Origin of the sequence: Paenibacillus sp. FSL W8-0187, assembly GCF_037969755.1 — a bacterium.
Classification (GTDB): domain Bacteria; phylum Bacillota; class Bacilli; order Paenibacillales; family Paenibacillaceae; genus Paenibacillus_AQ.
On record NZ_CP150206.1, the window covers coordinates 1,373,367 to 1,398,264 of the forward strand.

Genomic DNA, 24,898 nt, shown 5'->3' on the forward strand with positions numbered 1-24,898 from the left:
GCCCTCGACTCTATTATACTGACTGGCGGTATCCGCAGATCATCCAAATACATCCAAGCCGCCCCCTCATGCTGCAGGTGCCGACTTGGATGTAGTCTACGTTATGAATTCATCACATTCACATGGAAACTTCTTTTTGTCCGGAGAGCTTCAGGAAGACAAGCAGCGACACGACCGTAATGACGGTAAGAATCGTGGATAGAGCTGCCGCCACGCCGTAGTTACCGCGGATGACCTCGGTGTATATGGCAACCGTTACGGTCTTGGTCTTGCCTGTATAAAGAATGATCGAAGTGCTTAATTCGGTAATGATGGTAATCCAGCTCAGGATCGCGCCGGAGACTACGCCTGCCACCATCATCGGAAGCGTAATCTTGAAGAACGTCTTCATCTGGGAAGCCCCCAGACTGATGGCTGCTTCCTCGATCCCATCGTTAATCTGATGCAGAATGGCCGCGCTGGATCGAATCGTATAGGGCAGGCGCCTGATAACAAACGAGATGATCATGATGACGGCTGTTCCGCTCAAGGCCAGCGGCTTATTATTGAAGGTGATTAATAGAGCGATCCCCAGAATGGAGCCGGGAACGATATACGGGAACATCGTGAAGATATCCAGCGTGTTCGTTAGCGCATTCTTTCTTCGAACGGTTACGTAAGCAATCAGTATCGCTAACAGGATAATGACGACCAGCGACACGATCGCCAGGAAGAACGTGTTCAGAATGACGCCGCCAATATTACTGAAGGCATCCCTATAGCTTTGGAGCGAGAACCCTTCGACGAAGATTCTGCCGTTGGATTTCAGGAACGAAGTATAGATGACATAGAGCTGCGGCAGCAGTGCGATTAACGTATACAGATAGATAACGGCATGAGCCGCGATATTGCCGATGCCCTTCTTCTTCTTGGCTTCAATCGGATGCAGTGCGCTCATCGTAAAGGATTTACGATTGGCTACGAATTTTTGCAGCAGGAATATCGTTGTGGCGAACAGAACGACAATGACGCTGATCGCCGCCGCAAAGCCGTCATCGCCGCCGACCTCACTGATGAACTCGTTAAAGATCAGCACCGGAACGGTCTTGTATCCCTCACCGATCAGCATCGGCGTACCAAAATCGGCCAGCGCACGCATGAAGACGAGCAGGCCGCCCGCCAGCAAGGTTGGCGTAATGAGCGGGAGGAGCACTTTGCGCATTTTGCCAAAGCCTGAATAACCCATGCTTTCGGCTGCTTCCATTAGCGATTGGTCCATATTCTTCAGTGCGCCTGATACATACATGAAGATAAGAGGGACCATCTGCAAGGTCAAGACGACTAAGATCCCAGTAAATCCGTATATATCCGGCATCGTAATGCCGAATGTGTTGCTAACGAATTTCGTAATGACACCGCTTCTGCCCAGCAGCAGGATCCAGGAGTAAGCTCCAATGAAAGGAGCCGACATCGAGGAGATCAGAATCATGACCCGAATGGCCGAACTGCCTTTAATCTTCACCGTTGCCATGATATATGCCAGCGGCGTTGCGATAATGGCGGCAAGCAAGGTTACACTGACGGTGACTTTAACGCTGTTGAACAGAGCGTTTAAATAGTAGGGCTTACTGAAAAACTTCGTGAAATAGGCGAGGGAAAAATCGCCAGTCGTACCGTTGTACACACTCTTAAACAGCATCGTAAATAAAGGCAGGGCCAGAAAGAGAATGTAGAACACAAAGATCAGTAACGAAATGTTGGTCCAGACATCAAATCGTTTGCGCGTCTCTCTCATAGCCGAGCGCCCCTTGTATAGTTCATTTCGCCTGCCGCATCATAGACATTAATCTTCTCTTTCTTGGCCTTGAGATAGATAACTTGACCAGGCTCGAGGATATATGACGTTTTCGATTCCTGCGTGATCTCCACGCGTTGACCGGACGCCAAGTCTACAAAATAATGGGTGTTCTGCCCAAGAAATACGCTGTGTACAATCGTCGCTTCCATGCCGGTTTGGTCCTCGGTCAGAATGAACTCTTCCGGCCGAACCGAGATTTGAACGTTTAGCGTATCTGCCCTGGCATCGGATTTCGGAACCTCGATGTTAGACAGCTCTTCCATATAGCCGGAGCCGAGGTGCAGGACATAGCTGTCTGCCAATTTTGTTAAAGTACCCTTGAGAATGTTGGTACGACCAATAAAGGTAGCAACGAATACGTTCGCAGGACGTTGATAAATCTCCTGTGGCGTCCCCAGATGCTGAATCACGCCGGATTTCATGACCGCAATCCGATCGGATACCGCCATGGCTTCCTCTTGATCGTGCGTGACGTAGACGGTGGTAATCCCGACTTCTCTCTGAATGTCTTTAATCGCGTTACGCATGTCGACCCGAAGCTTGGCATCCAGATTGGATAGAGGCTCATCCATCAGCAGGACATCCGGGCGGATGACGATCGCTCTGGCTAGCGCAACGCGCTGCTGCTGGCCGCCGGATAGGTTCTTCGGCATGCGATCTTTATAGAGCTCGATCTGAACGACCTTTAAGATGTCATCCACCTTGGCGTTAATCTCCGCCTTGGATAATTTCCGATTCTCCAGTCCGAACGCGATGTTTCCTCTAACGTTTAAGTGAGGGAAGATCGCATAGCTCTGAAAGACCATCCCGATATTCCGCTTGCCCGGTTCCACCTTGTTAATGACACGCTCGTTAAAATGAATGGTTCCGCCTTCAATGCTGTTGAAGCCGGCGATCATACGCAGCAGTGTCGTCTTGCCGCACCCGGAAGGCCCGAGAAGGGTGAAGAATTCACCCTTTTTAATCTCCAGGGACAGCTCGGGAATGACGGTTGTGTCGTCGTATTTTTTGATTAAGTCTTTAATGGTTATAGTTACGCTCATGGTTGTCACCTGATTCTATAGTTTATTTAACGCTAGTAAACAAATCGACATAACGCTCAACGATCTCAGATTTATGCTCACTTACATAGTCCGTGTCTTCATCAATCATGTGGATCTCTTCATAGGGTTTCATGTGGTCGCCAAGCTTCGTATCTAGGCGAAGTGGACGGTTCGTTAATTGCGTACCGAACGCATCCTGCGCTTCTTGAGACAGAATGAAGTCGATGAATTTCTTGGCGTTGTCCATATGCGGTGCATCTTTGATAATAGCGGATCCCGCATCCAGGAATACGGCGCCTTCTTTTGGATATACGATTTCTACCGGAGCGCCGTTCTTTACATAAGTGCTGGAAGGGTCTTCATAGGTAAGGCCGACTACATATTCACCGTCCGCCACACTTTTGTGAACGGCACCGGAACCGCTTGCAATTTTGCCGTCCAGGTTCTCGATCAGTTGACCAACGTAGTTCCAGCCCTGTTCATTCTCATAATCGCCGCCCATCGCTTTCAGCATGTTGGTTAACTGAGCGAAAGCGGAGCTTGAGCTTGCCGGGTCAGCGGAAGCAATCTTCCCTTTGAGCTGCGGATTCAGCAAATCCGCATAGCCTTCGATTTTGATATCACCGATCAGGTTTTTGTTTACGAGCAGCACGCTGCCATCCGAGATATAAGGAGTAGCAAAGCCCGACGTATTACGGTGACCTTCAATCAGGTTCTTGTCTTCAGGTGATACGTAAGGCTCGTATAAAGCTTCATTTTCGCGGAAACCTGCCATAGAACCACCAAACATCACGTCAGCGTAAGGGTTCTGCTTCTCAGACTGTAAGCGCTTAATAATTTCGCCGGTACCAGCCGTTACAAGCTCAACTGTAATCCCGGTCTGCTTCTCGAACATCGGAATGATCGTCTTGATGATCTCCTCGCTATTCGGACTGTAGATGACGAGTTTATTGGACGATCCCGAATCGGACTCGCTGCTTGCACAACCGCTAAGCGCCCCCATAATCAACACGCAGGTTAACAGTAAAATCGATAGCTTTTTCATGTATAATCCCCCTTGAACAAAAGTTCATTTCGTAATTGCATGTTCATTGTAGCAGTCTTGGTACCGTTTACATAATCCCATAATCCGCAAACATCGTCTAAAATACGCAACCTATTTTGGAGGAGAAAGAGATCTGAAACGGCATACTTTTAAAGAATTCTTTCGGATCCGTTAGGGCAAGATATGGTTTGGAACAACATCTGGCAAGAAGGAGCTGTTCCTATCACAATTTCGAGGGAGTGAGATGGATGGCTAATAAAAACGATCGTAATCAAAAGGCTGATTCTGACCGCGACAACGCCAAAATGGATATTGACGCTGGAGAAGCCTTAGGGACTGCAGGTGGTGGTGTCGTAGGTGCTGCTGTAGGTTCCATATTGGGTCCAATCGGCACGATTGCAGGTGGTATCGCAGGCGCAGCATTGGGTAACAAAGCTGGCGATGCTGCAGATAATGACGACAACGATTCAAAATAAGCAGTGTTAGCACAACCATCTGTGCGAGTAAAAATAAAGGGACCCGGGGATTCCTGTGTCCTCGATTATTTGTAGCTGCATGTTTTAAAGAACCGCGCTCCCGCGCGGTTCTTTAATTTCACGTATAAATTCTATGTATTAGTAAATTTCAACTCATTTTTGCTTGACATACCACTACATGACGTAGTAGATTATAATCACTACATCGTGTAGTGATTAAGTTCGTTATGGACGCATAACGACATAAAGAGGTGTTCACCGTGAACCAAGTACAAAAATTATCGGATACTGAAACGGAGCTAATGGAGGTGATTTGGGAGTGTACACCGCCTGTCACATCCACCGAACTGCTTGGTCTGTTTGCCCAGAGAGGAAAAGAGTGGAAAGCGCAGACCATTTCCACCTTCCTATCACGCTTAGTGGACAAAGGGGCACTTATGGTTACGAGGCATGGACGGACAAATAAATATATGCCTCGCATTTCACCTGAAGATTATAAGCTCATGGAAACGCAGCACGTGCTGGACGGATTATATCAAGGCTCGGTTAAAAATCTAATTTCAGCTTTGTATGACGGCGAAAAGCTTTCAGATGAAGATATTGCAGAGCTGAAGCAATGGTTTTCGCAAAAGTAGGGGGGGCTTATGAATATTATTCTTGAATTGCTGTTGACCCTTACCGTTGCTGGAAGTGCCGTCGTAGCCTGCATTCTTGTACTACGGATCATACCCATCAATGCCTTTCCTACAAAGTGGCGCTATGGGATTAGCAAAATGGCAGTAGGCTTTTATCTTTTACCCGTGGTCCTTGGTATGCAGTGGATTTCACCGCTTGTTACATTCAATGCAACAGAAACCGCCCCCATCGTGAACGAGTTACCTTCAACTGTGCAACATGCACTGCCTAATCCGTATTCAAGGATTAATCCGGTGCAGCTCATCCCAGAACAGACCATTTCAGCAAACGTAGCCCTTCCCCTTATTATCTTATGGGCAATCGGCGCTATAGCTTTTGCTGCATGGCAGATGTATTGTTATCGCAGATTTTTAAAGAAACTAGAACATACGCGTACCAACGTTCCGATTAGCAGCGAAGCGGCTAAACAGCTCCCTTTCATCAAGGAAGCCCTTAATGTGAAAAGCAACGTCCGGCTTGCCTACAGCTCCATCATTCGGAGTCCTGTTCTTGTCGGCCTAAGGAAACCAACTATTTATCTCCCTATAGAGAATACCGTTAACATGGACATGGTGATCCGTCATGAGTTGATCCATCTGAAACGGAAAGATTTATGGGTCAAAGCGTTCACGCTCTTGGCCAGCGCCTTACATTGGTTTAACCCATTGGTGTACATTCTTCGCAAGGAAATTCACACATGGAGCGAGCTGTCTTGTGATGAAGAAGTCGTAAAAGAGATGTCTTATGCCGAGCGAAAACGCTATGGAGAGACGATCTTAAACGTTATGGTAGGATCAAGGAATTTACCCGTGCAATTTTGTGCCTCCTTATCCGGTGACGGGAAACAATTGAAAAGGAGATTAATGATGATGCTTAATGTAAAGAAACAAAAAAAGAAAACACTGTATCTCTCGATAACAGCGGTGTTTTTGGTTGCTGTAATTAGCACATCAGCAGCGGCATGGGCTTCTAGCAATACGCCCAAAGTCATTGGAAATGAGGGAAGTCATTCTGAAGCTCAACCAAACGAAGTAGCCAATGAAGCGGCTCCTAAAGCGCCCCCTTCTAATGACGTAGTTGAAACTGAAGGAAACGGTGTTGGAACTCAGCCAGAAGAAGCTCGTCCTGTGCCTGCAGTTGAGAATGAAGGAAATAATGTTGAAACTCAGCCAGAAGAAGCTCGCCCTGCAGTTGTAGCAGAAAATAAAACAATCACTGATTACCAAGGCAATGAAACCGTGGATGCACCTAAAAACATAGGTGCAAATGAAAAAAGTGGTGCTGAATCTCAAGCAAATGTAGAACCAGCTCTCCCTGTAGACGATGGTTATAGGAAGTCCCACCCAAATGAAATCCCACCGGGAACTTCTATGACGGTCAGATCCATGACAGCTCAAGAAAGAGCTTCAATGGAGGAGCTTGAAGAGGAATTAAGAGCCACGTTGACGCCCGAGGAGCTTGCTGAGTATGATCATGAATATTCTCATCCAAATGAGATTCCCCCGGGCACTTCCATTACGGTCAGATCCATGACACCTGAAGAAAGAGCTTCAATGAAGGAAACTGAAGAGGAATTAAGAGCAACATTGACGCCAGAAGAACTCGCTGAATATGATTTTGATAAATAAGAAACCGCCATTTTGAAAAAAGCACTGCCTTTAGGGCAGTGCTTTTTTTGGGGGTTATTCAGAATGGGTCGACCATGAAAAAGCTGCACTTCTTGAATTAGCCTCGTTCGTGCTTGTTTTAATTTGGAACGTATGGTTACTATAGCTGCCTGTGTCAATGGTAACAATCGAATTTCCAGCTATATTTGGTTGCCACCAACTGACACTGCTATTGGTTTGACTTTTTATGCTTAAATTAACGGATGGCATCGTGCCTGGCAAATTCCCTACAGCTATCGAAACATATCTGTCCGGAGAGGGAATAAATGCATGGCCGACATTTGCTCCTTGGGTTCCATCCGTATTAATAGGGACACTCACATTTCCACTCCAGCTATCAGACAAGATACCAACGTCAAAGAGACCTACGTCCTGGTTTCCATTCGCTCTTTGCTCAAACAGGACGATCTCTTCCGGAGTCATAGGTCTGACCGTAATGGATGTTCCAGAAGGAAAGATTGCTTCTTCTCCTTCTGAGGTTGCAAAAGCGGATACCGAAAGTGACAACATCAGAACCATTGTAAGGACAAGTGAAAAAAGTTTTTTCATTAGAGAATGATCCTCCTTAAATTTAATATTTTTTTAATTACTAGATTAGCTATTCAAACAACCATATAAAAGAACTCACCTCCGCCTCCTCTATATGAGCTACCCCTCTTTTCTAAGGCAAGTATCTAGTAGGTTCAAAGCTTCTTGTTCGTTACCTTGCTTGAGATAAGTAAGGTAGCTTGAACGATGTATGTATCCAATAGAGCTAATCTACTACTAAAACGATTTATCCTAGCAACATATGACGCTTTTTTTAAAAATATAATTTTTCTGACGATCATACATAAGGAAAATCGTGTAAATATATGTTAATATTTTACTATAATGGTAAACTGCTTGATTTAAAACTTCGTCAAGCAGCTAATGAATAAAATAAAACGGAGGAGGGTACACGTGGAGCAAGAACAATGGTTATATTTCTTATGCACTAATTTCTATGATTTAGACCACGACACCCAAAAATTAGCTTATGAAGCTTATCGGAATTTGGTCTATCGGGACATTTATTTTCTGACACGAAGTCATGAACTGGCAGAAGATGTTGTACAGGAGACGTTCTATAAAGTGGTGGTTAAAGCCCCTCAACTGCAAGACACTAAGCATTTGAAAGCCTGGATGATTAAAATAGCTAGGAATTATGCCTATGATTTGTTAAAAAAAAATAAAAAATATCATCATCTTAGAGATCCTCAAGTCGTTATTGATATGAAGGCCCCTTTTTTACGCCCTACTGTAGCCGAGCAAGTGGAAGATCAGATTCGGAAAGAGATACTACTTGAAGCTCTAAATGAGCTAAGCCCCGAGTATCGTCAAGCTTTGTTTCTATATTACATCGAAGAAAAACCATATAAGGAAATTGCACAGGAGCTAGAAACAACGGAACAAGCTTTGGCTCAAACGATGGTCAGAGCAAGAAAAAAATTGCACCTCTACTTTTCAAAAAGATGGGTTGATGCTGATGAGTGACGATTCAAACATAACGATGAACGGTTAATTAGAGCAACAACTAAAGAAGGAAGGTGCTCCCCTCTTTTTCGCTTAATACAGAATGGCATCAGATAGCATCTGTAGTTGTAGCTGTAAAGGGCCCGCCTATGGTACGATATGAGGGATTGGCAAGCGACTTAGCTAGCAAATCGCCATGCTATCATAGACATCTGGATTGGGGATAACATCTTGAAGACATTTAAGAAAGTTTACATAGAAATTACGAGTATTTGTAATCTGGCCTGTACGTTCTGCCCACCGACAGAGCGTAAGGCCAACTTCATTAAGGTCGAAGACTTTGCGAGAAGATTGGACGAGATCAAGCCGCATACGAGTTACATTTATTTGCATGTGAAGGGGGAGCCGCTGCTCCATCCGAAGATCGATGAGCTGCTGGATATTAGCCATGAAAAAGGGTTCAAGGTCAACATTACGACCAACGGCACGTTGATCGCGAAGAACCGGCATAAGCTGCTGGGCAAGCCGGCCTTAAGACAGATGAACTTCTCACTCCACAGCTTCGACGGTCACGAGGGTTCAACAAATCGCGAGGGATATTTACGGGAAATCCTATCCTTTGTTCGTGCCGCGGAGGAGCATAAAGTCATCTTTTCGTTCCGATTGTGGAATCTGACGCAGGACAACCAAACAAACCTGGAGAAGAGCCGCAACCGCCAGACGCTCGAAATTTTGGAGCAGGAATTTAATCTGGATTACCGAATCGAGGAAAAGGTTGAACCCGGCGGTGGTGTGAAGGTGGCCGACCGTGTTTATCTGAACCAGGATTATGAGTTCCAGTGGCCAAGTCTAACAGCCCCGGAGGATGAAGGCAAAGGCTTCTGCCATGCGCTTCGCAGCCAGGCGGCCATTCTCGTAGACGGGACAGTCGTGCCGTGCTGTCTGGATGGGGAAGGGGTCATCAATTTGGGCAATATTCATCAGAAGTCCTTCTCGGACATCGTTGACGGGGAGCGGGCGAATAACCTCGTAGAGGGATTTTCGCGCCGGGAAGCCGTTGAGGAGCTATGCAGAAAATGCGGGTATCGGCAGCGGTTTGGGGCATAAACAAGAGGCGGAGAAAAATTCCGCTTCTTTTTTTATACCGATGTATGGTATCGTTATGTGTTATGACGTAAAGGAACGGCTTGTGGAAACTCGATTATGAGATGCCCTATGTTACGTGATGAGACAATATAGGTATTCACCTTAAAGGAGACCCCATGACATTTCAAGATTTAAATATATCCCCCGTGATTCTCAAAGCTTTAGCGAAGGAGAATTACAAGACGCCAACGCCTATTCAGGCTCAGGCGATCCCGGCTGTGCTGGCCGGCAGAGATTTGCTGGGCTGCGCGCAGACCGGAACAGGGAAGACCGCTGCTTTTTCGGTACCAATGATCCAGTTGTTGAACGAACAATCCCCTAAACCGGGCATGTCGCGCCGTATTCGTGCGTTGGTGTTGTCGCCGACCCGGGAACTTGCCCTGCAAATTTCAGATAACGTGAAAGCCTACAGTCAGTTCACGAAGCTGCGTTCGACGGCCATTGTTGGCGGCGTTTCGCAAAAAACGCAGGAGCGGGCGCTACAGCAAGGAGCGGACATCCTCATTGCTACCCCAGGCAGACTCCTGGATCTTATGAATCAGAAGCGTGTCGATCTGCAGCATGTGGAGATCCTGGTGCTGGATGAGGCTGACCGGATGCTCGATATGGGCTTTATTCATGACGTAAAACGAATTATCGCCAAAATGCCGAGCAAAAGACAAACGCTGTTCTTCTCAGCTACCATGCCTGCGGAGATCACCCAACTTGTCAAAACATTATTGCAAAACCCTGTAAAAGTGGAAATCACGCCGGTTTCCTCTACAGCCGAACGAATCAAGCAATCGGTGTACCTGCTGGAAACAGGAAATAAACAGAAGCAATTGAATGAGCTGATGAAGGACCCGTCCATCGTGTCGGCCTTGGTCTTTACCCGTACAAAGCGCGGCGCTGACCGGGTTGTGCGCGACCTGACGAAGGTGAACATCTCGGCTCAAGCCATTCACGGGAATAAATCGCAGGTCAGCCGCCAGACGGCACTCAAAAATTTCAAAAGCGGGGAGACCCGGGTTCTGGTGGCTACAGATATTGCCGCCCGAGGCATCGATATCGACGAGCTGTCGCATGTCATTAACTTTAACCTTCCGAACATTCCGGAAACGTACGTTCACCGGATTGGCCGGACGGGGCGTGCGGGACTGAGCGGAACGGCGATATCGTTCTGCGAAGTGGACGAGGTGCCTTTTCTCCGCGATATTGAGAAGTTAATCGGAAAGTCCATACCCGAAGTGAAGGACCATGCTTTCCCGATGTCGGGATCATTAAGAGCAGCCAAGGTAGACCGATCGCCGAAATCGGGCTCGGGCAATTCCACCAAAGCCAAATCAGCAGCAGTTAGACCTGCTAAACCGAAGGCCGATCCCACCCGCAAGCCAAAGACCGACATGGCTCGTAAACCGAAATCAGACGGAGCTCGTTCTTCGAGCACGAATTTGGTACGTAAGCCGAAGGCGGAGGCCGTCAGTAATCCGTATTCAGAGATGGCACGTAAGTTCAAATCGGAAGCTGCTCAGAAACCCAAGGATGGCCAAGCACGTAAGCGCAAATCCGAGGGATTCAATAAGGGAAGCAAGACCGGTAGATCCTCGTAAGCAGAAATAACGATAGTGACTCAGAAAGCACCCTCTCCCACTTTTGAAGTGGAAGAAAGGGTGCTTTTTTTCGAAATGGAATGAGAGTTACGTGCTCTTTCTCCCCGCTAGAAACAGGAACAGTGGAATTCTGCGCCTGCGCTCATAGGTTTCCTCGTTCAAGAAATGTTCTCGCACGGGTCTGGATTCCCTAAGCTGCTCCACGATAAAGCCTGCTTCCTGCATCGCCGTGAAGTAATCCTCGACGGTTCGATGGTACTTCCGAACGGTGCCTCCGAGCCATTGCTGTTCCCGGTAGCCTTCGCTGAAGTAATGGTCCACGACCCAGTTCGTTCTTGTGCCGGACGGCTGAAGCGTAGAGGTAATGACGGGATGTTCGACGGAGAAGACAAATCTGCCGCTTGGCTTCAAGCACTGATGAATGCATTGAAAGACGCGCTCGATATCCTGCAGATAATGAATGGCGAGCCTGGAGATCACTAAATCATAAGAATCGCGGGGATATGTAAATTCCTCTATCCTCGTGAGCATAACGGTTCCATTGTTGTAATCGGCCAGGTTGCTTGAGGCGGCTTCCACCATATTACGAGAGCCTTCAATCCCTATATACGCAGCACAACCTTTGTTGAGCAATTCCACGCCAAAGCCTGCATCGCCGCACCCTAGGTCCAATACATGCCGATCCGAGATATCCTCAAGCAGCTGCCAGATGACCGGCTTCTCTAGTGTATCGTTGGCGTTTTCCTGCCCTTGCCGCCGCTCCATGTACTTCTCGAAGTTCGTGTCGTTGTCATAAAAATCAGATCCGTGATAGCTCATAGGCACCTCCTGCTTGGAATCATCCTTACACTCGATATTTCAGAAGATCAGTTAGCCGTGCTAATCCACCTAAAACAGCCGTCTGCAAAATCCGGGGCGGTCCCTCGAGGTACCCATGATGAACAAGGGTCTTTCCTGTCACACAACTCACCTCGATCCGTTATTTTGGAAAAGACTGGGGATGTTTACTCTTATGATTCATTATAACGGATCGTTCCTCCCGGAATAATACCCAGGCCACGATTAATATATAAATAACGGTGCCGATATGAATCCACGCGCTGGCTGGAGCCGCTCCGTCACTACGCAGAACTAATATGGCATCTACAATAGGCATTTCTATGCTGAGAATGAGTAGGATAAGGGATGCTTTACGCAGACGAAAGAGCAATAAGGCGGCGATCACCAGCCCGATGTATAAATCTCGATTGGCCTTGATGTAGATGATGGCTGCATCTGAAGAATGAAAAAGAGTTAAACCAAAGCCTTGAATGGCGGCCTCCGGCTGAATAAACGTGTTCACACCGAGGTACAGCAGAAACAGCGAGAGTGAGGCGACCAGCCAGTAAGAGTAAGCGCGCGGCCCCCAATCCTTGGATTGCGATGATGTGCTGGAACCATATGGATTCATACAATAATCCTCCTTAAATTTTTCGAAAGCATCTAGGCTGCTGAATAACGTTACCTGTCATGCTCCGGTTGAATTGACTTTAGACTAACATGCAACATAGAATCGTGATAAGAACCCACTTTCGAGTAAGGAGCTTACTTTAAAGTAAGCCATAGAGGAGGGCTATATGAGAACATCTGCTAAAGCTGTCATTAGTCAATGCCCCATTGAAACGGTCATGCATGTCATAGGGGGGAAGTGGAAGCCCTTGATCTTATGGCATCTAATGGAATCCACCAAGCGCTTCAGTGATTTGGAGAAGGACATACCCGAAGTTACGCAGAAGATGCTGACCCAGCATCTGCGGGAATTGGAAAGTGACGGGCTTGTTGTTCGTACCATCCATCCTTCGGTTCCGCCAAAGGTGGAGTATGCTCTGAGCGAATATGGAATCACACTGCTGCCTGTGCTCGATGCGATGTGTAATTGGGGAACGATTCATAATCGAATAGCGATAGAACGTCCTTTATGATACGAAAAATGTGAATGTTAAACGGCGTCAATCGGCACCAAGGAGTAACCCCTCTCATAAGGTACATGAGCGGACATTTTTATTGAGGGGGTTACTTCCGAAATGTACGAAAATTACTATCATGTACCTGGGCCGATGACCAGGCAGAGAATCTCTATGCAGCAAGCTCAAGAAATTGCACTTGCCCGTGTGCCGGGCCAAATTGTTCATGTCGATATGGATCTGGAGCATGGCGTGTTGGTCTATGAAATATTTATACTGACATCCGACAACAGACTGTTTGAAGTCGAAATTCTTGCAAAATCGGGAAGAATCTTAAAGGTTGAGGAAGAAGACGACGCGGATTAAGGTGTATTAGGCTGGAAAAAGCAAATAACCGAGTGAGACGTGGATAAATCATCGTTTCGCTCGGTTTTTTTATTTGTGCAGGATGTTAAGTTTCGGTTGCTTCACCACCTCCAGACATCGTGTGATTTCCATGACGAAGAAGTGGAAGAATCATCAAGAATCCGGCGAGAAAACATGCGCCAGCTAAAACGTATACGTAGGTTAGTGACATGGTCTGCTTTAATAGCCCCGAGCATCCCATTGTGATCAGCATGGCTCCGGTCATGAGCGGCGTACGTACTCCGGTGACCCGACCGATGTAGGCTTGTTCCGTTTGCTGCATGACCAAGGAGTGGTTCCCGATAAAAATAGCCGGTTGCAGCAGCGCAATCAGGAATTGCGAGAGCATGGTCAGCCAGAGGACCGTCGACAGACCCAGCAGGAGAATGCCCGCTTCGTTCACAATTAACCCCATCATCAGTAACCGTCCGGGAGCTATTCGGGATGCGAGCATAAACGTTACGATTCCACCCAGGATTTCGCCTACACCGTAAGGGATGGTAATCCACTGCAAGTCCTGAGCGGACAAGCCTAAGCCCTCGGTCACCAGAAATACGCTGAGCGGGGAGATCAATCCCACCCCAAGTCCCACAACCATGAAGCAGAGGCTTAGCCGCAGCAGGTCTCTTTTGAATAGAACATAACGAATGCCATCGGCCATATCATGAAGAACGGAGGGAACTGCTGTTGTCGTGTTTATAGACGCCCCTTGGTTTTTAGGCACAAACAGCATGGCTAGCGCAGATAACATGAACAATCCGCTCGTTAACACGAGAGCAGCCGACATGCCCCATTGCTGAAATACCCATGTGCCTAGAATCGGACCGATGATCATGAAGAGAGAGAACAGCGTTTGCAGCAGCGACATTCCGATGGAAGCATCCTCGTCCCGCACATGGATTTTGAACAGCTTCATGCCCGAGGGCTGGGCGAACTGCGAGAGGATGGATGAGCATAAGGTCGCGAAGAATACAGCGCCCCACGAGCCGGATTCCAGCATCAGAAACACGATAAGGACGGAGCAGGCACTGAGTATCTCGCACCAGACGATGGTTGCTTTGGGACGCCAACGGTCGGCCAATACACCCCCAATGAACGAAAACAGAAAGATCGGTCCATATTCGGCGACGGAAATCATGGAAGTGGCAAAAGCATTCCCGCCTGTCATGTCCATGACATACAGCAGGACGGCAAAATTTCGGATCCATATTCCGAGCTGGGAGCATACATTGGAAATCAGGATCGCTCGGACGAAGCCGTTGTGGAGCAAACGGATGGAGCTTGGCATGATGATATTCCTCCTTACAGAATCAATGCTGGAACCTATTTTGCGGCCTCCTGTAAGGTAAGAGTCAATGGTCAACCGCCACCAGGATCGTGTAAAGTAGTATAAAAGGTGGTTGAGGAGGGGTGACATGTTTATCGTCAACGTAGAAGGGGCCGTCTGCAAGGACGGGCAGTGGCTGATGATTACGCGCAGCATGAAGGAAGAGCATGCGGGCGGAACACTTTCGTTAGCGGGAGGTAAAGTCGACAGGGAGGGGCACACACTGGATATTCTGGAGCGCACGGTGAAGCGGGAACTTTACGAAGAAGTAGGCGTCGAGGTGAAGGAGAACGTCACGTACGTATACAGTTCTTCTTTTGTAACGGACGATGACCGTCCTGTCATTAACATGGTGTTCTTGTGCGAGTATGATAAGGGGACGCCATACAGCAAGAGCCCGGACGAGGTAGAGTCGGTACAGTGGATGACGCTGTCCGAAATCATGAATCACCCGATGGCACCGCCGTGGACGAAGGAGAGTGTGCAAAGAGCGGAGGAGGCACGACGTAAGCTAACCTAAGTCAGGGAAAAAAGAATCCAACGAATTGGCGGTGTGGTAATGAGCAACCTATTGCAGGTCAGAGTGACCGGAATCCTGATTGAAGACGAACGTATTTTGCTGGTCAAACAGAGCGTTTCGTCAGAACGTGGCTGGTCGCTTCCCGGAGGAAGAGTAGAGCAGGGGGAAACCTTGGAGGAAGCCATGGTTCGGGAAATGGAAGAGGAAACCGGGCTAACTACAAAAGTGAAGAAGCTCCTATATCTATGCGATAAACCGGATTCATCGCCCTCACTGTTACATATAACGTTTTTGCTGGAACGCTTGGAGGGGGAGATCCGCCTCCCGTCGAACGAGTTCGATTTCAATCCTATTGGTGATGTGGTCCTGGTCCCAATCGCAGATTTAACAAGTCACGGGTTCTCCGAGAAGTTTATGACGATCGTTCAGCGCGGATTTCCGGAGTTAGGAAGCTATCAAGGGCTCAAGAGTAATATTGGGTTATAAAGGAGCTGCTGATTTCATGACCGCGTGAAGGCTTGAGACCACCTATGTAAAAAAGAGTTCATAAGCGTTTATTCCCTATATTTTCCGGTAGGCCGTCCCCTATAATGGAGTTGCACAGATATTCAGGCTGTATTTTCTACGATTCGTATAACAAAGAGAAATCGAATCTTGTACAAGCTGTGTGCAGGGGTTCGCAACAACATTAAAGAGATTATGAAATAAAGGGGATATGAAACATGGCCAAAACAAAACGGGGCCGCGCACTATGGAGTATGCCATCACGTGGCCGCGGCACATGCCCGGTATGCAGCACTTCTCGCATCAAGCTTCTCTACGTCGCCAACAAGTCGGACGGCACGGCGCTAAAGGTATGCAAGAGATGCCAGAATGCCGATCAGTCCAGAGTTGACGCAGCTGTCGTGTAAGATGAGGTTCGTAGGTTAACTGGATGTAAATAGGAAACTTGAGAAACGATAGTCATGCAGCAGCCCGCTCCTTACGAAAATGGAGCGGGCTATTTCATGTCCTGTGAATGAAGTTCAGGCGTTACTTGCCGCCTTTCATGAAAACATGAATATGACGGACCTTTTCCCCGGTCATATCGCTCTTGTCATCGTTCTGGCCATTTTTTAAAAAAGAACGAGGTTTACTTTGAATTTCAGATGGGATAATATCTAATTTAATCAATAGCAAATTAGATGTTCGTCAAATTGTGTAGGGAGTGAACATATCCATGCAATTGGATAAGGTGGTTAGTTATCATAAGGCGCTTGCAGATCCGACGCGAATCAAAATGCTGATCCTGCTAGCCGAAGGCGAATTGAACGGACAGGTTCTGGCCGAGAAGATCGGTGTCACGCCGGCAACGATCACGCACCATGCAGCGAAGCTGCGGGAAGCGAGCCTGATCAAAGAGCGCAGGGATAAGAACACGATCTATTTCTCGTTAAACCATTATTTCATCAAAAATAGTGCAACGGCTACGGAAAATCTAATCTACCAAAGAGTGAGGCCCGAGGGCGTCCCCGAGCGCTTGGAGGAAGAAGATCAGCGGACGAGGGACGCTGTTGTGAACCATTTTTTCACATCCGACGGGAAGCTGAAGAGCATCCCTGCCCAGCTGAAGAAGAAACTTATCGTGCTTACACATTTGGTATCCCGGCTGGAGAAGGGACGCAAGTACACCGAGAAGGAAATTAACGAGTTTATTCAGGGTTACCATGAGGACTTTGCGACTCTTCGCCGGGAGTTCATCATGCACCATTTCATGTTCAGGGACAACGGGGTGTATGAGCTCAATCCGCAAGAGATGTGGGCACGGTGGGAGGATCTATCCTAAATGAAAGAGGATTCTCCGCTATCCCTACAACGGATAGGATTTCGAGCAGCAGGTCTCGGAGCAAGTCCTTAAGAGAGCCGGTCATTTCTATATTCCAGTCACGGATAAGAGGCAGGAGACCGTATGGTTTATCCTGCTTTTTCATCTGGAAACCAGCAGACATGGAAATCCGGTCTCATGGCAGACTATAAAAACTAATCCCTTTTTCATTCAGATCATTAACAACACTTATAAGTTCCTGCATGTTTCTTCCAAGTCGATCTAATCGCCAAACAACGATTGTGTCTCCGCTTCGAACAAAATCTAATGCCTCAGTTAATCCGTCCCTTTTCTTTTTAACTCCACTCACTTTATCTACAAAAATTCTCTCACAACCAAAGGTCATATAAAAAAACAAAACAACTCCATTAACTTATCTCTTAGGAAGGATAATGTTCTATGCAATGGTTTTAATCTTTTAAATGGATATTAATATTTCAATACTACTTGACATGTGAATGAATTATCGGTATGGTGTGAATGAGTTCACACTTCATATTAAGGAGTAATCTATGCCAAAAAATACTTTCTATCGTTTAGATGAAGCAAGGCGCGAGGAAATATCTAATAACGCTATGCATCTTTTTGTTGATAATCTTTACGAGGATATAACTATGAAGATGGTTTTGGATAGTTTGTCCATGCACCCCGGAACATTTTATCGGTATTTTGAAGACAAAGATGACCTTTATTGTCTCTTAGTACGTAATGTCACCCAGAAAAGAGCTGCGTATTTTAATAACAGTAATGAAGATTCCCTTTACCGGTTTTTCCTTACTGGCTTATTTGGTAACGTTAATGGCACTGTGACCGAGCCGCTGAATGAGTTGGAAATCAAACTCACTAAAACATTTTTAAACATTCCTGAGAACGTTTTACTTAAAGTATATCTGAATGTGCTAAAGGGCGAGTCATTCCCTTTAATCAAGGACATTTTACGCCGAATGAGGGTTGATGGATATCTCCGACCTGATATTGACGACGACCTGATTTCTTTTATGTTTGAGTCAATGCAGTTTAATTTAGTCATGTTTTTTAGGGAATTCGATATTAAGGACTCTACGCTGCAACATAAGCTTAGCAAGTACTTTGCTGACTTTATGAGTCATGGGCTGCTTGAAGATCATAAATATACTGAAATGGTTAGCGATATCAAAAAAGCCAGGGAGTAGATATGATTCACTGAAGATAGGATGTAATCGTTTCACCGTTTTGAAAAGTGCTCATAGCGCAGTGTATGTATTTCATATTCGCCACTATTAATTAAGGGGGAACAAGAAAATGAAAACGTATGACGCATTTCCAGAACCAATTGGCGGCTATACTGTCGGTCGAACCCAGATGGATTTTGAGTACACGGCATCAGATCATTCCAAAAGAGAACAGACGGCGTTTGTGTACTATCCGTCCGACAGCAGCGAAGGTAAGACTACATCAACGTACATGTTTCCTGAAGTCTACGAAATGTTTAATGAGCAGCCACTTGTCACTGCGTTGAAGGATGTTTTCTCTATAGATATCAAGACCCAGTGTTACGACGACCTTGCTCTCTCCGGGAAGGAAAAGCGCTATCCGGTGTTATTCTATGTTTGCGGCGGGGGCGGTTCTCCAGAATGGGGTACAGTGATCTGTACAGACTTGGCAAGCATGGGATATGTTGTGGTAAGCATCGGCCATCAGAATAGCACGATGTATAAGCGTAAAGATGGGCGCCTGTTTAATGTATCAAAGGATTTTTCGGATGTCATTAGGGCGTTTTCTGAAGATCCGGAGATGCTGGCGTTGGCTGGTAAGATGGAGATGCGGCCTGACGATGAAACTGCCATTGAGATGTGCCGTAACGTGCTTACACTGCCGATACTTGCCAAGGTAACAGAGTATAGTGAATTACAGGCAGAAGATGTGAGGTATGTAGCCGATTATCTTTACAAACTGGACTCTGGAGAACTGAATTCCATCTTTAAGGGCAGATTGTTGCTTGACATCGGCATGGGCATAGTCGGACATTCTTATGGAGGGCTTACGACGGCGATGGTTTGCCGGGACGACGACCGGTTCGCCTGTGGGATTGGCTTGGATAGCGGTGCGTTCGGCCTTCAGGGCAGCGACCTTAAGAAACCCTTCTTGCTACTGTTTTGTGAACCTAACTATAACATGAATGCGATAATTGGCGCTAACAATAGCATGGAAACCTATTATTTCTCTGTTGATCGTGTTGCGCATTTAGATTACTGCGACATCGTGTTTACCAGTGTTAATGAGGAACTCAGAGGCGAACGGGATGCTATGGAGATGCGAAATCTTGTTACAGACTATACGAAGAACTTTTTTGATCATTACTTACTGCAGAAGGCTGCAAGTGTGGAAAGTCTGGCATACGATGGCGTGGACTTGATCAAGAAGACCAGCAACAAGTGACATAACCGAGAGGTTGCTGATAAACGCATATCAAAGAGCTAGCTGTACAGACACAGAGCCGATAACCCTATTACACGGTTATCGGCTCTCTCATATTTCAGGCATTGTTTTCTATTTGAAGTATCTATTTCTGTCTTAGCTTGACATCAATCATCCCACCTAAAAAATTGAAAATGCTATTTTTAAAAATATTCATATTGAAACCTGCCATGACTATGTCCTTTCATACTTCGCTACCTGATTGCCGTCAGCCGAAATATTATGAAAATTTCTGTTCGATAAAAGTTTTAAAATACCACTGCTCACGGTACAGATGTCCTTGCAGTGCTGTTCAATATAGTCCACTACTCGGCGCAGGGATAGGTTGTAATCGTGATCTCGACGGCAACAAGTTTAATGTTTGGCAGGATGCTCCCACCAGCTGACCGACAGAACACTGGAATGGATAGGCAAGCACTGGCTCGAATGAGACAGATGGCTTGCCTTTTTATGTTGTTAACGCGAATTCGCAGTTTGGCAGCTCCAGTGCGGTGACTGAAACTCCTCATGATCACTGGACAACGGTCATAACGAATCTGGTAGTTTAATTCCCCGGTAACGTTTACAATAGGGAATATAAGGGTTAAATGCCAAGTGAGGTGATTGGATGGAAGTCTACCGCTGCATGAACCATCCCGAGAGGGAGGCCGTCGCTCAGTGCACGCGCTGCGGAAAGCCGGTATGCGAGGAATGCCATAATCCGGAGACAGGCCGCTGCCGCTATCGCTGCGGTGAGATGACCCCCGCTCCCGGCATGCCGGGACGGCCTAGGAACGTATGGGTGACCGTAATCGTCTCCATACTGGCTATCTTGGGCGGTCTTGCGCTGCTGCTGCTGACGATCTGCGGAGCCATACTGTTTTCTTATTAACGCACGTGTTCCTAATTCCGACAAGCGCAATTTTCAATTCAGTTATTATTTCAAGGAGTGGACAGATGGAGTTTCCTGTTTATTTGTACCTAGGTTCCTGGCGGATTCATCCACATGTGTTGTTTGAATCGCTGGCTTACTTTATCGGCTTCCGCGTGTATTTATGGACCCGCAGGCCGAGCGGCATGACCAAGCTGATGAGCCTGCAGATTCTGGCTGGAATCATCGCCGGCGCGGCCATTGGCTCCAAGCTGCTATTTTGGCTGGAGGATCCGGCTGCCACTTGGGAACAGCTGCGCCAATTCCACCTGTTATGGGGAGGCAAGACGATTGTCGGCGGTCTTCTGGGCGGATTGATCGGCGTCGAGCTGACAAAGCGCTTGGTGGGATGGAGGCATTCCACGGGCGACGATTTTGTTTACCCGCTGATGCTGGGTCTGGGACTCGGACGGATCGGCTGTTTTCTGACCGGCCTGGATGACCATACCTATGGCACGCCGACGACCTGGTTCACAGGCGTGGATTTTGGCGACGGGGTTTATCGCCATCCGACTCAGCTGTATGAGATCCTGTTCCTGATCGTGCTGGCCTTACTGCTGCTTCCGCTGTACCGCCAAAGCCGCGGCAAATCCACTCGCGAGGGCTACGTGTCCGGGCGGATGTTTCAATGGTTTATGGCCGGGTACCTGCTGTTCCGCCTGGTGATCGACTGGATTAAACCGACGCCGCATCCTTACCTGGGACTGAACAATATCCAATTAGCCTGCATCGCGGGCCTCATCTATTATGCATGGCTGATCGGCGGCAGAAACCGGCTTCGCCGCTTCATGCCGGGTTCCCATCTTCCAAGCTGACCAAAGGAGTCTTGATTATGCCAAAATACCGGCCTTATCTGTATCATGAACTGACGAATAGCATATGCACGACTTGTTACCGCAAAGTGGAAGCCAAGATCATCGAGGAGAACGGCATGATCTATATGCTCAAAAGATGCCTCGTTCACGGTCCGGAAAAAGTGCTGATCGCCACAGAGGCCGATTATTACCATCAGACGCGAAAGTTTATCAAGCCGTCCGAAATGCCGCTTGTCTGGAATACGCCGATCCGTTACGGCTGTCCTTATGACTGCGGGCTCTGTCCGGACCATGAGCAGCACAGCTGCCTCACGCTGCTGGAGATCACGGACCACTGCAATCTGCAGTGCCCGATCTGCTTCGCGGAGTCGTCGCCGCATCGTACCTCGTACCGGTCGCTAACGCAGATCGAATTCATGCTCGACCGGATCGTGGAGAACGAGGGGGAGCCTGACATCGTGCAGATCAGCGGTGGCGAGCCGACGACGCATCCGGATTTCTTTGACATCCTGGACATGTGCAAGAGCCGCCCGATCAAGCATATTATGGTGAACACAAACGGCATCCGCATTGCCCAGGACCGTGATTTTGCGCGGAGGCTGGCCGAGTACATGCCAGGATTCGAAATTTACCTGCAATTCGACAGCTTTGAGGCGCATGTGCTGAAGGAGCTGAGAGGGGCCGATCTTCGGCGCATCCGCCAGCAAGCTATCGACCATCTGAATGAATTCAATATCTCCACGACACTGGTCGTCACGCTGAAGAAAGGCCTCAATGACGGCGAAATCGGAGATATCATTCAGTATGGGCTTCAGCAAAAAGCGGTGCGCGGCGTCACCATTCAGCCGATTCAGGCTGCGGGCCGGCTGGAGGGGTATGATCCGGCAACCGACCGGCTAACCGTGAGCGAAGTGCGGCGGATGATCATCGACCAGTCCGAAGTATTTACGGATGCGGACATTCTGCCGGTGCCGTGCCACCCAGATTGCCTGGCCATGGGTTACGCCTTGAAGCTGGGCGGGGAAGTGCTGCCGTTGACGCGGATGATCGACCCGGAAATTCTACTGGAGGGCGACAGCAACACGATTGTGTTTGAGCAGGATCCGGTGATCCGAGGCAAAATGTTTGAGCTGCTGTCGACGGGACACTCGCCGCAATCCTCGGCGCTTTCCCTGAAGAGCCTGCTCTGCTGTCTGCCGCTAGCCGCCGTGCCGGAGCAGATAACCTATGACAACGTCTTCCGGGTCATTATCATGCAGTTCCTGGACGCCCATAACTTCGACGTCCGTTCCGTCAAGAAATCCTGCGTCCACATCATGCATCCCGACGGACGAATGATCCCGTTTGACACCTACAACATGTTCTACCGAGACGACAAGGAAGAGCTGCTGAAGGAGCTGAAGGAAGAGGTTGCCACCGCATGGGACCGGTAGGAAGGCTCTGAAATTATGGCTCAATGGCTCTGAAACTGGAGCGGATGAGGCGATATAACACTTGAGAAGAAGATAAGCGCTTTGGATTCTTAATCATTCCTAACTACATAGGGAGGCGAGAATTGTGCAGAACCGAATTCCTGAGCCTGAGAAGGTATCCCCTTATCAGTTGGATCAGAACATGAAGATCGAGAACCATGGAGCGGACGAACGGATATGGTATTCCCCCCAGAGGGGGCCGTTTCAGGTATCCGGATTTGGCTGGTTCCATACAGAACGCATATATCGCAGACTGCCTTCGGTACCGGATGTTTATATCCGACCTGAGGTGGATGCGTTAGCGAACTGCACATCGGGCGGTCAGATCCGCTTTCGCACGAATTCGCGGAGCGTGTCGGTCCGCGTGCGTCTGACCGCAGGATCCGGCTGTACCACATGCCGCCAACGGGGGAGTGCGGCGTCGATGCGTATATCGGCGGCCCCGGCCATTGGCTGCATGCGGGAACGGCTCGATTTCAGGCTGGTCAGGTGGAGTATGAGAGCAGCATCTTTGATTCCGGGACAAGCGAGGCACGGTCGTTCCTCCTGAATATGCCCTTGTACCAGGGCGTCGAAGAGATATGGATTGGACTTGAACCAGGGGCCGAGGTTTGGGCACCGGAATCCTATGATTCTTCCAAAAAAGTGATTGTATACGGAACATCCATTACGCAAGGCGGATGCGCGTCACGGCCCGGCATGTCGTATACAAACATCTTAAGCCGCAGGTTTCATCTGGAGTTTATCAATTTGGGTTTCTCGGGCAACGGAAAAGGGGAGTCGGAGCTTGCGATACTGGCGGCTCAAATTCCGGAACCCGCATGTCTCGTCATTGATTACGAGGGTAACGCCGGGAGCACTGAGTCTTATCGACAGACCTTGCCTCTATATATCGAGACTTACCGCAAGGTTCATCCGGAGGTTCCCATCATCTTGATATCCCGCATCCGCCATGGAGCCGAGTCGTTCAAGCCGGAGATTCTCGAAGGGCGGCTTGCGCGGAAGAAGTTCCAGATGGATCTTATCCGGCAGCTGACCGAGGCGGGAGATCATAACCTAACGTTCGTCGATGGATCGGATTGGTTAGGTGATGATCCCGGGGAAACGACGGTTGACGGGGTTCATCCGACGGACCTCGGCTTCAAGCTGATGGCGGACCGGCTTGAGCCTGTGCTCAGGCAAGTGATTGGCGATAGTGCATCTGCAGCAGGGCGATAAGGCAGTCAACAGGTTCAAATGTTAGCGTATGGGTGAAGTAACGTAAACGCAATGAAATCGAAATCTGTGACCATTGGGCCAGGCCAATGAGCCTTAAGGCGCGGATCTATGGAATCTTTACCAAAAATGGTACAAGTCTATTATAGGTTCTAACAAATTTGTTACATCCTACTTGCGTTATGACGATAATATAGAATAATATGAAGGGGCGCGGCTTTCATAGAGGGGACCCGCGCTTTTTTGCTATCTAACTTGCCTGGACACCTTCTTATCGGAAGCCCCCCCTGTAAGAGAGTGTTATGACGCGGAAGGCCGGCATGCCTTAAGGGTTTACAGGCTTGAGATGCGCATTTTCATATTTTCCATGTATAATAGAAGAAATCATTCAAATAGGAGCTAGGAAATGAAAAAGCTAGGAAGAAACGATCTATGTCACTGCGGAAGCGGGAAAAAGTACAAAAGATGTTGTCTTGAAAAAGATGAACGCACGGTATACGGTAAAGTCATCCAGTTCCCTGGTGCGAGAGCAGAAGAGCCTAAGCTGCAGGTCGATCAATTGCGTCAGATGATTAACGACAAGCTGGGATGGATGGACTGGAACGCTGATGAGCATCGCGAGCTTGCCGAGTCTGTGTTTCCTCAGATCTGCCGGGATTATGAGCTGCAGGATGATCAGCAGCTGTTTCAAGTGTTCAGCCTCCTGATGGTCTGGAACAGCTTCTCCAGAGAAGCCAATCCGAAGTACCGTAAACAGGGCGGATATGCAAGTGCGTTGGAATATATAGTAACTTCATCGCTGAACATTTCAACAACGAAGTCCGATATCGCGAAGAAGCATGAGGTTTCCGTTGCTACGTTGACCCGCAACAGCGGTCAGATTCAAGACTTCATGGATGGCGTAGCGGCATCCGGTGACGACGCAAACGTCGAGGATGAGGAAACCGATAGCGAAGTGGACAAGGACTTGTCCCTGGGACGCTAGCATTGCCAAATGA

The 24,898-nt window shown here is 48.0% G+C and carries 26 protein-coding genes and 2 pseudogenes; 20 read left to right on the plus strand and 8 right to left on the minus strand.

Annotated elements, in window-relative coordinates; translation table 11 throughout:
- Positions 1-118 precede the first annotated feature (118 nt).
- The 3 genes from MKY48_RS05965 to MKY48_RS05975 are packed head-to-tail and all read right to left on the minus strand — an operon-like array spanning position 119 to position 3,925.
- Positions 119-1,774, minus strand: coding sequence for an iron ABC transporter permease (locus tag MKY48_RS05965; protein WP_076322735.1), 1,656 nt, complete (start codon positions 1,772-1,774; stop codon positions 119-121).
- Positions 1,771-2,880, minus strand: a complete 1,110-nt coding sequence (locus MKY48_RS05970; RefSeq protein WP_339292494.1) for an ABC transporter ATP-binding protein — start codon at positions 2,878-2,880, stop codon at positions 1,771-1,773. Before MKY48_RS05970 ends, MKY48_RS05965 begins: the two co-directional genes overlap by 4 nt.
- 22 nt (positions 2,881-2,902) lie before the next feature.
- Positions 2,903-3,925, minus strand: a complete 1,023-nt coding sequence (locus MKY48_RS05975) for an ABC transporter substrate-binding protein (protein ID WP_076322737.1) — start codon at positions 3,923-3,925, stop codon at positions 2,903-2,905.
- A gap of 248 nt (positions 3,926-4,173) precedes the next feature.
- Here MKY48_RS05975 and MKY48_RS05980 point away from each other — a divergent pair, with 248 nt between their 5' ends.
- The 3 genes from MKY48_RS05980 to MKY48_RS05990 all read left to right on the plus strand — a co-directional run bounded on the left by MKY48_RS05980 (position 4,174) and on the right by MKY48_RS05990 (position 6,704).
- Positions 4,174-4,401 (plus strand): hypothetical protein, encoded by a 228-nt coding sequence (locus MKY48_RS05980; RefSeq protein ID WP_339270829.1) that lies wholly within the window; start codon positions 4,174-4,176, stop codon positions 4,399-4,401.
- 260 nt (positions 4,402-4,661) lie between these two features.
- Entirely contained in the window at positions 4,662-5,036 is a 375-nt protein-coding gene (locus tag MKY48_RS05985; RefSeq protein WP_339292495.1) for a BlaI/MecI/CopY family transcriptional regulator, read from the plus strand.
- Between the two features lie 9 nt (positions 5,037-5,045).
- Positions 5,046-6,704, plus strand: a complete 1,659-nt coding sequence (locus MKY48_RS05990) for a M56 family metallopeptidase (RefSeq protein WP_339292496.1) — start codon at positions 5,046-5,048, stop codon at positions 6,702-6,704.
- A 54-nt stretch (positions 6,705-6,758) separates the two neighbouring features.
- Here MKY48_RS05990 and MKY48_RS05995 read toward each other — a convergent pair whose 3' ends face one another.
- Positions 6,759-7,292: a hypothetical protein gene (locus tag MKY48_RS05995; protein WP_076322740.1), complete on the minus strand. Its 534-nt coding sequence runs from the start codon at positions 7,290-7,292 to the stop codon at positions 6,759-6,761.
- Between the two features lie 393 nt (positions 7,293-7,685).
- On the opposite strand from MKY48_RS05995, the gene MKY48_RS06000 reads away from it, so the two are divergent.
- The 3 genes from MKY48_RS06000 to MKY48_RS06010 all read left to right on the plus strand — a co-directional run bounded on the left by MKY48_RS06000 (position 7,686) and on the right by MKY48_RS06010 (position 10,972).
- The gene (locus MKY48_RS06000; protein ID WP_339270832.1) at positions 7,686-8,258 is read left to right on the plus strand and encodes a sigma-70 family RNA polymerase sigma factor; all 573 of its coding nucleotides are present in this window, start codon (positions 7,686-7,688) and stop codon (positions 8,256-8,258) included.
- 210 nt (positions 8,259-8,468) lie between these two features.
- On the plus strand, positions 8,469-9,344 hold the full coding sequence (locus tag MKY48_RS06005; protein WP_098742173.1) for a radical SAM/SPASM domain-containing protein: 876 nt from the start codon (positions 8,469-8,471) through the stop codon (positions 9,342-9,344).
- A gap of 155 nt (positions 9,345-9,499) precedes the next feature.
- On the plus strand, positions 9,500-10,972 hold the full coding sequence (locus MKY48_RS06010; RefSeq protein ID WP_339270834.1) for a DEAD/DEAH box helicase: 1,473 nt from the start codon (positions 9,500-9,502) through the stop codon (positions 10,970-10,972).
- An 87-nt stretch (positions 10,973-11,059) separates the two neighbouring features.
- Here MKY48_RS06010 and MKY48_RS06015 read toward each other — a convergent pair whose 3' ends face one another.
- Together MKY48_RS06015 and MKY48_RS06020 are read right to left on the minus strand one after the other, a co-directional pair.
- Entirely contained in the window at positions 11,060-11,791 is a 732-nt protein-coding gene (locus MKY48_RS06015; RefSeq protein ID WP_339270836.1) for a class I SAM-dependent methyltransferase, read from the minus strand.
- A gap of 160 nt (positions 11,792-11,951) precedes the next feature.
- Positions 11,952-12,422 carry a DUF4267 domain-containing protein gene (locus MKY48_RS06020; protein ID WP_339292497.1) on the minus strand — a complete coding sequence of 157 codons (471 nt, stop codon included), beginning with the start codon at positions 12,420-12,422 and terminating at the stop codon, positions 11,952-11,954.
- Positions 12,423-12,588: 166 nt separating this feature from the next.
- Here MKY48_RS06020 and MKY48_RS06025 point away from each other — a divergent pair, with 166 nt between their 5' ends.
- Together MKY48_RS06025 and MKY48_RS06030 are read left to right on the plus strand one after the other, a co-directional pair.
- On the plus strand, positions 12,589-12,933 hold the full coding sequence (locus tag MKY48_RS06025; RefSeq protein ID WP_339270840.1) for a helix-turn-helix domain-containing protein: 345 nt from the start codon (positions 12,589-12,591) through the stop codon (positions 12,931-12,933).
- A gap of 102 nt (positions 12,934-13,035) precedes the next feature.
- Positions 13,036-13,281, plus strand: a complete 246-nt coding sequence (locus MKY48_RS06030; protein WP_339270841.1) for a PepSY domain-containing protein — start codon at positions 13,036-13,038, stop codon at positions 13,279-13,281.
- An 85-nt stretch (positions 13,282-13,366) separates the two neighbouring features.
- On the opposite strand, the gene MKY48_RS06035 is transcribed toward MKY48_RS06030, so the two are convergent.
- A complete protein-coding gene (locus tag MKY48_RS06035) occupies positions 13,367-14,608 on the minus strand; it encodes an MFS transporter (RefSeq protein WP_339270843.1) in 1,242 nt (413 codons plus the stop codon).
- Positions 14,609-14,735: 127 nt separating this feature from the next.
- Between MKY48_RS06035 and MKY48_RS06040 the strand changes: the two genes are divergently transcribed.
- The 4 genes from MKY48_RS06040 (at position 14,736) to MKY48_RS06055 (ending at position 16,992) form a co-directional block, all read left to right on the plus strand.
- The gene (locus MKY48_RS06040) at positions 14,736-15,167 is read left to right on the plus strand and encodes an NUDIX domain-containing protein (RefSeq protein WP_339270845.1); all 432 of its coding nucleotides are present in this window, start codon (positions 14,736-14,738) and stop codon (positions 15,165-15,167) included.
- 39 nt (positions 15,168-15,206) lie between these two features.
- On the plus strand, positions 15,207-15,653 hold the full coding sequence (locus tag MKY48_RS06045; RefSeq protein WP_339292498.1) for an NUDIX hydrolase: 447 nt from the start codon (positions 15,207-15,209) through the stop codon (positions 15,651-15,653).
- A 236-nt stretch (positions 15,654-15,889) separates the two neighbouring features.
- Complete coding sequence (locus MKY48_RS06050; RefSeq protein ID WP_074961888.1) at positions 15,890-16,078, plus strand: hypothetical protein; 189 nt, start codon at positions 15,890-15,892, stop codon at positions 16,076-16,078.
- Between the two features lie 308 nt (positions 16,079-16,386).
- On the plus strand, positions 16,387-16,992 hold the full coding sequence (locus MKY48_RS06055) for a metalloregulator ArsR/SmtB family transcription factor (protein WP_339270849.1): 606 nt from the start codon (positions 16,387-16,389) through the stop codon (positions 16,990-16,992).
- Positions 16,993-17,170: 178 nt separating this feature from the next.
- Here MKY48_RS06055 and MKY48_RS06060 read toward each other — a convergent pair.
- Positions 17,171-17,374, minus strand: a pseudogene (locus MKY48_RS06060) (recombinase family protein); the annotation flags it as partial.
- A gap of 169 nt (positions 17,375-17,543) precedes the next feature.
- On the opposite strand from MKY48_RS06060, the gene MKY48_RS06065 reads away from it, so the two are divergent.
- The 8 genes and pseudogenes from MKY48_RS06065 to MKY48_RS06100 all read left to right on the plus strand — a co-directional run bounded on the left by MKY48_RS06065 (position 17,544) and on the right by MKY48_RS06100 (position 24,885).
- The gene (locus MKY48_RS06065; protein ID WP_339292499.1) at positions 17,544-18,203 is read left to right on the plus strand and encodes a TetR/AcrR family transcriptional regulator; all 660 of its coding nucleotides are present in this window, start codon (positions 17,544-17,546) and stop codon (positions 18,201-18,203) included.
- Positions 18,204-18,312: 109 nt separating this feature from the next.
- A complete protein-coding gene (locus MKY48_RS06070; RefSeq protein ID WP_339292500.1) occupies positions 18,313-19,449 on the plus strand; it encodes a choline esterase in 1,137 nt (378 codons plus the stop codon).
- Positions 19,450-20,095: 646 nt separating this feature from the next.
- Complete coding sequence (locus tag MKY48_RS06075) at positions 20,096-20,359, plus strand: B-box zinc finger protein (protein WP_339292501.1); 264 nt, start codon at positions 20,096-20,098, stop codon at positions 20,357-20,359.
- A 65-nt stretch (positions 20,360-20,424) separates the two neighbouring features.
- Complete coding sequence (locus MKY48_RS06080; RefSeq protein WP_339292502.1) at positions 20,425-21,213, plus strand: prolipoprotein diacylglyceryl transferase family protein; 789 nt, start codon at positions 20,425-20,427, stop codon at positions 21,211-21,213.
- 17 nt (positions 21,214-21,230) lie between these two features.
- A complete protein-coding gene (locus MKY48_RS06085) occupies positions 21,231-22,646 on the plus strand; it encodes a radical SAM protein (RefSeq protein ID WP_339292503.1) in 1,416 nt (471 codons plus the stop codon).
- 181 nt (positions 22,647-22,827) lie between these two features.
- Positions 22,828-23,234 (plus strand): annotated as a pseudogene (locus MKY48_RS06090) (SGNH/GDSL hydrolase N-terminal domain-containing protein); the annotation flags it as partial.
- Between the two features lie 150 nt (positions 23,235-23,384).
- Positions 23,385-23,903 carry an SGNH/GDSL hydrolase family protein gene (locus MKY48_RS06095; protein WP_339293473.1) on the plus strand — a complete coding sequence of 173 codons (519 nt, stop codon included), beginning with the start codon at positions 23,385-23,387 and terminating at the stop codon, positions 23,901-23,903.
- A gap of 403 nt (positions 23,904-24,306) precedes the next feature.
- A complete protein-coding gene (locus tag MKY48_RS06100) occupies positions 24,307-24,885 on the plus strand; it encodes an SEC-C domain-containing protein (protein ID WP_339270861.1) in 579 nt (192 codons plus the stop codon).
- The last annotated feature ends 13 nt before the right edge of the window (positions 24,886-24,898 follow it).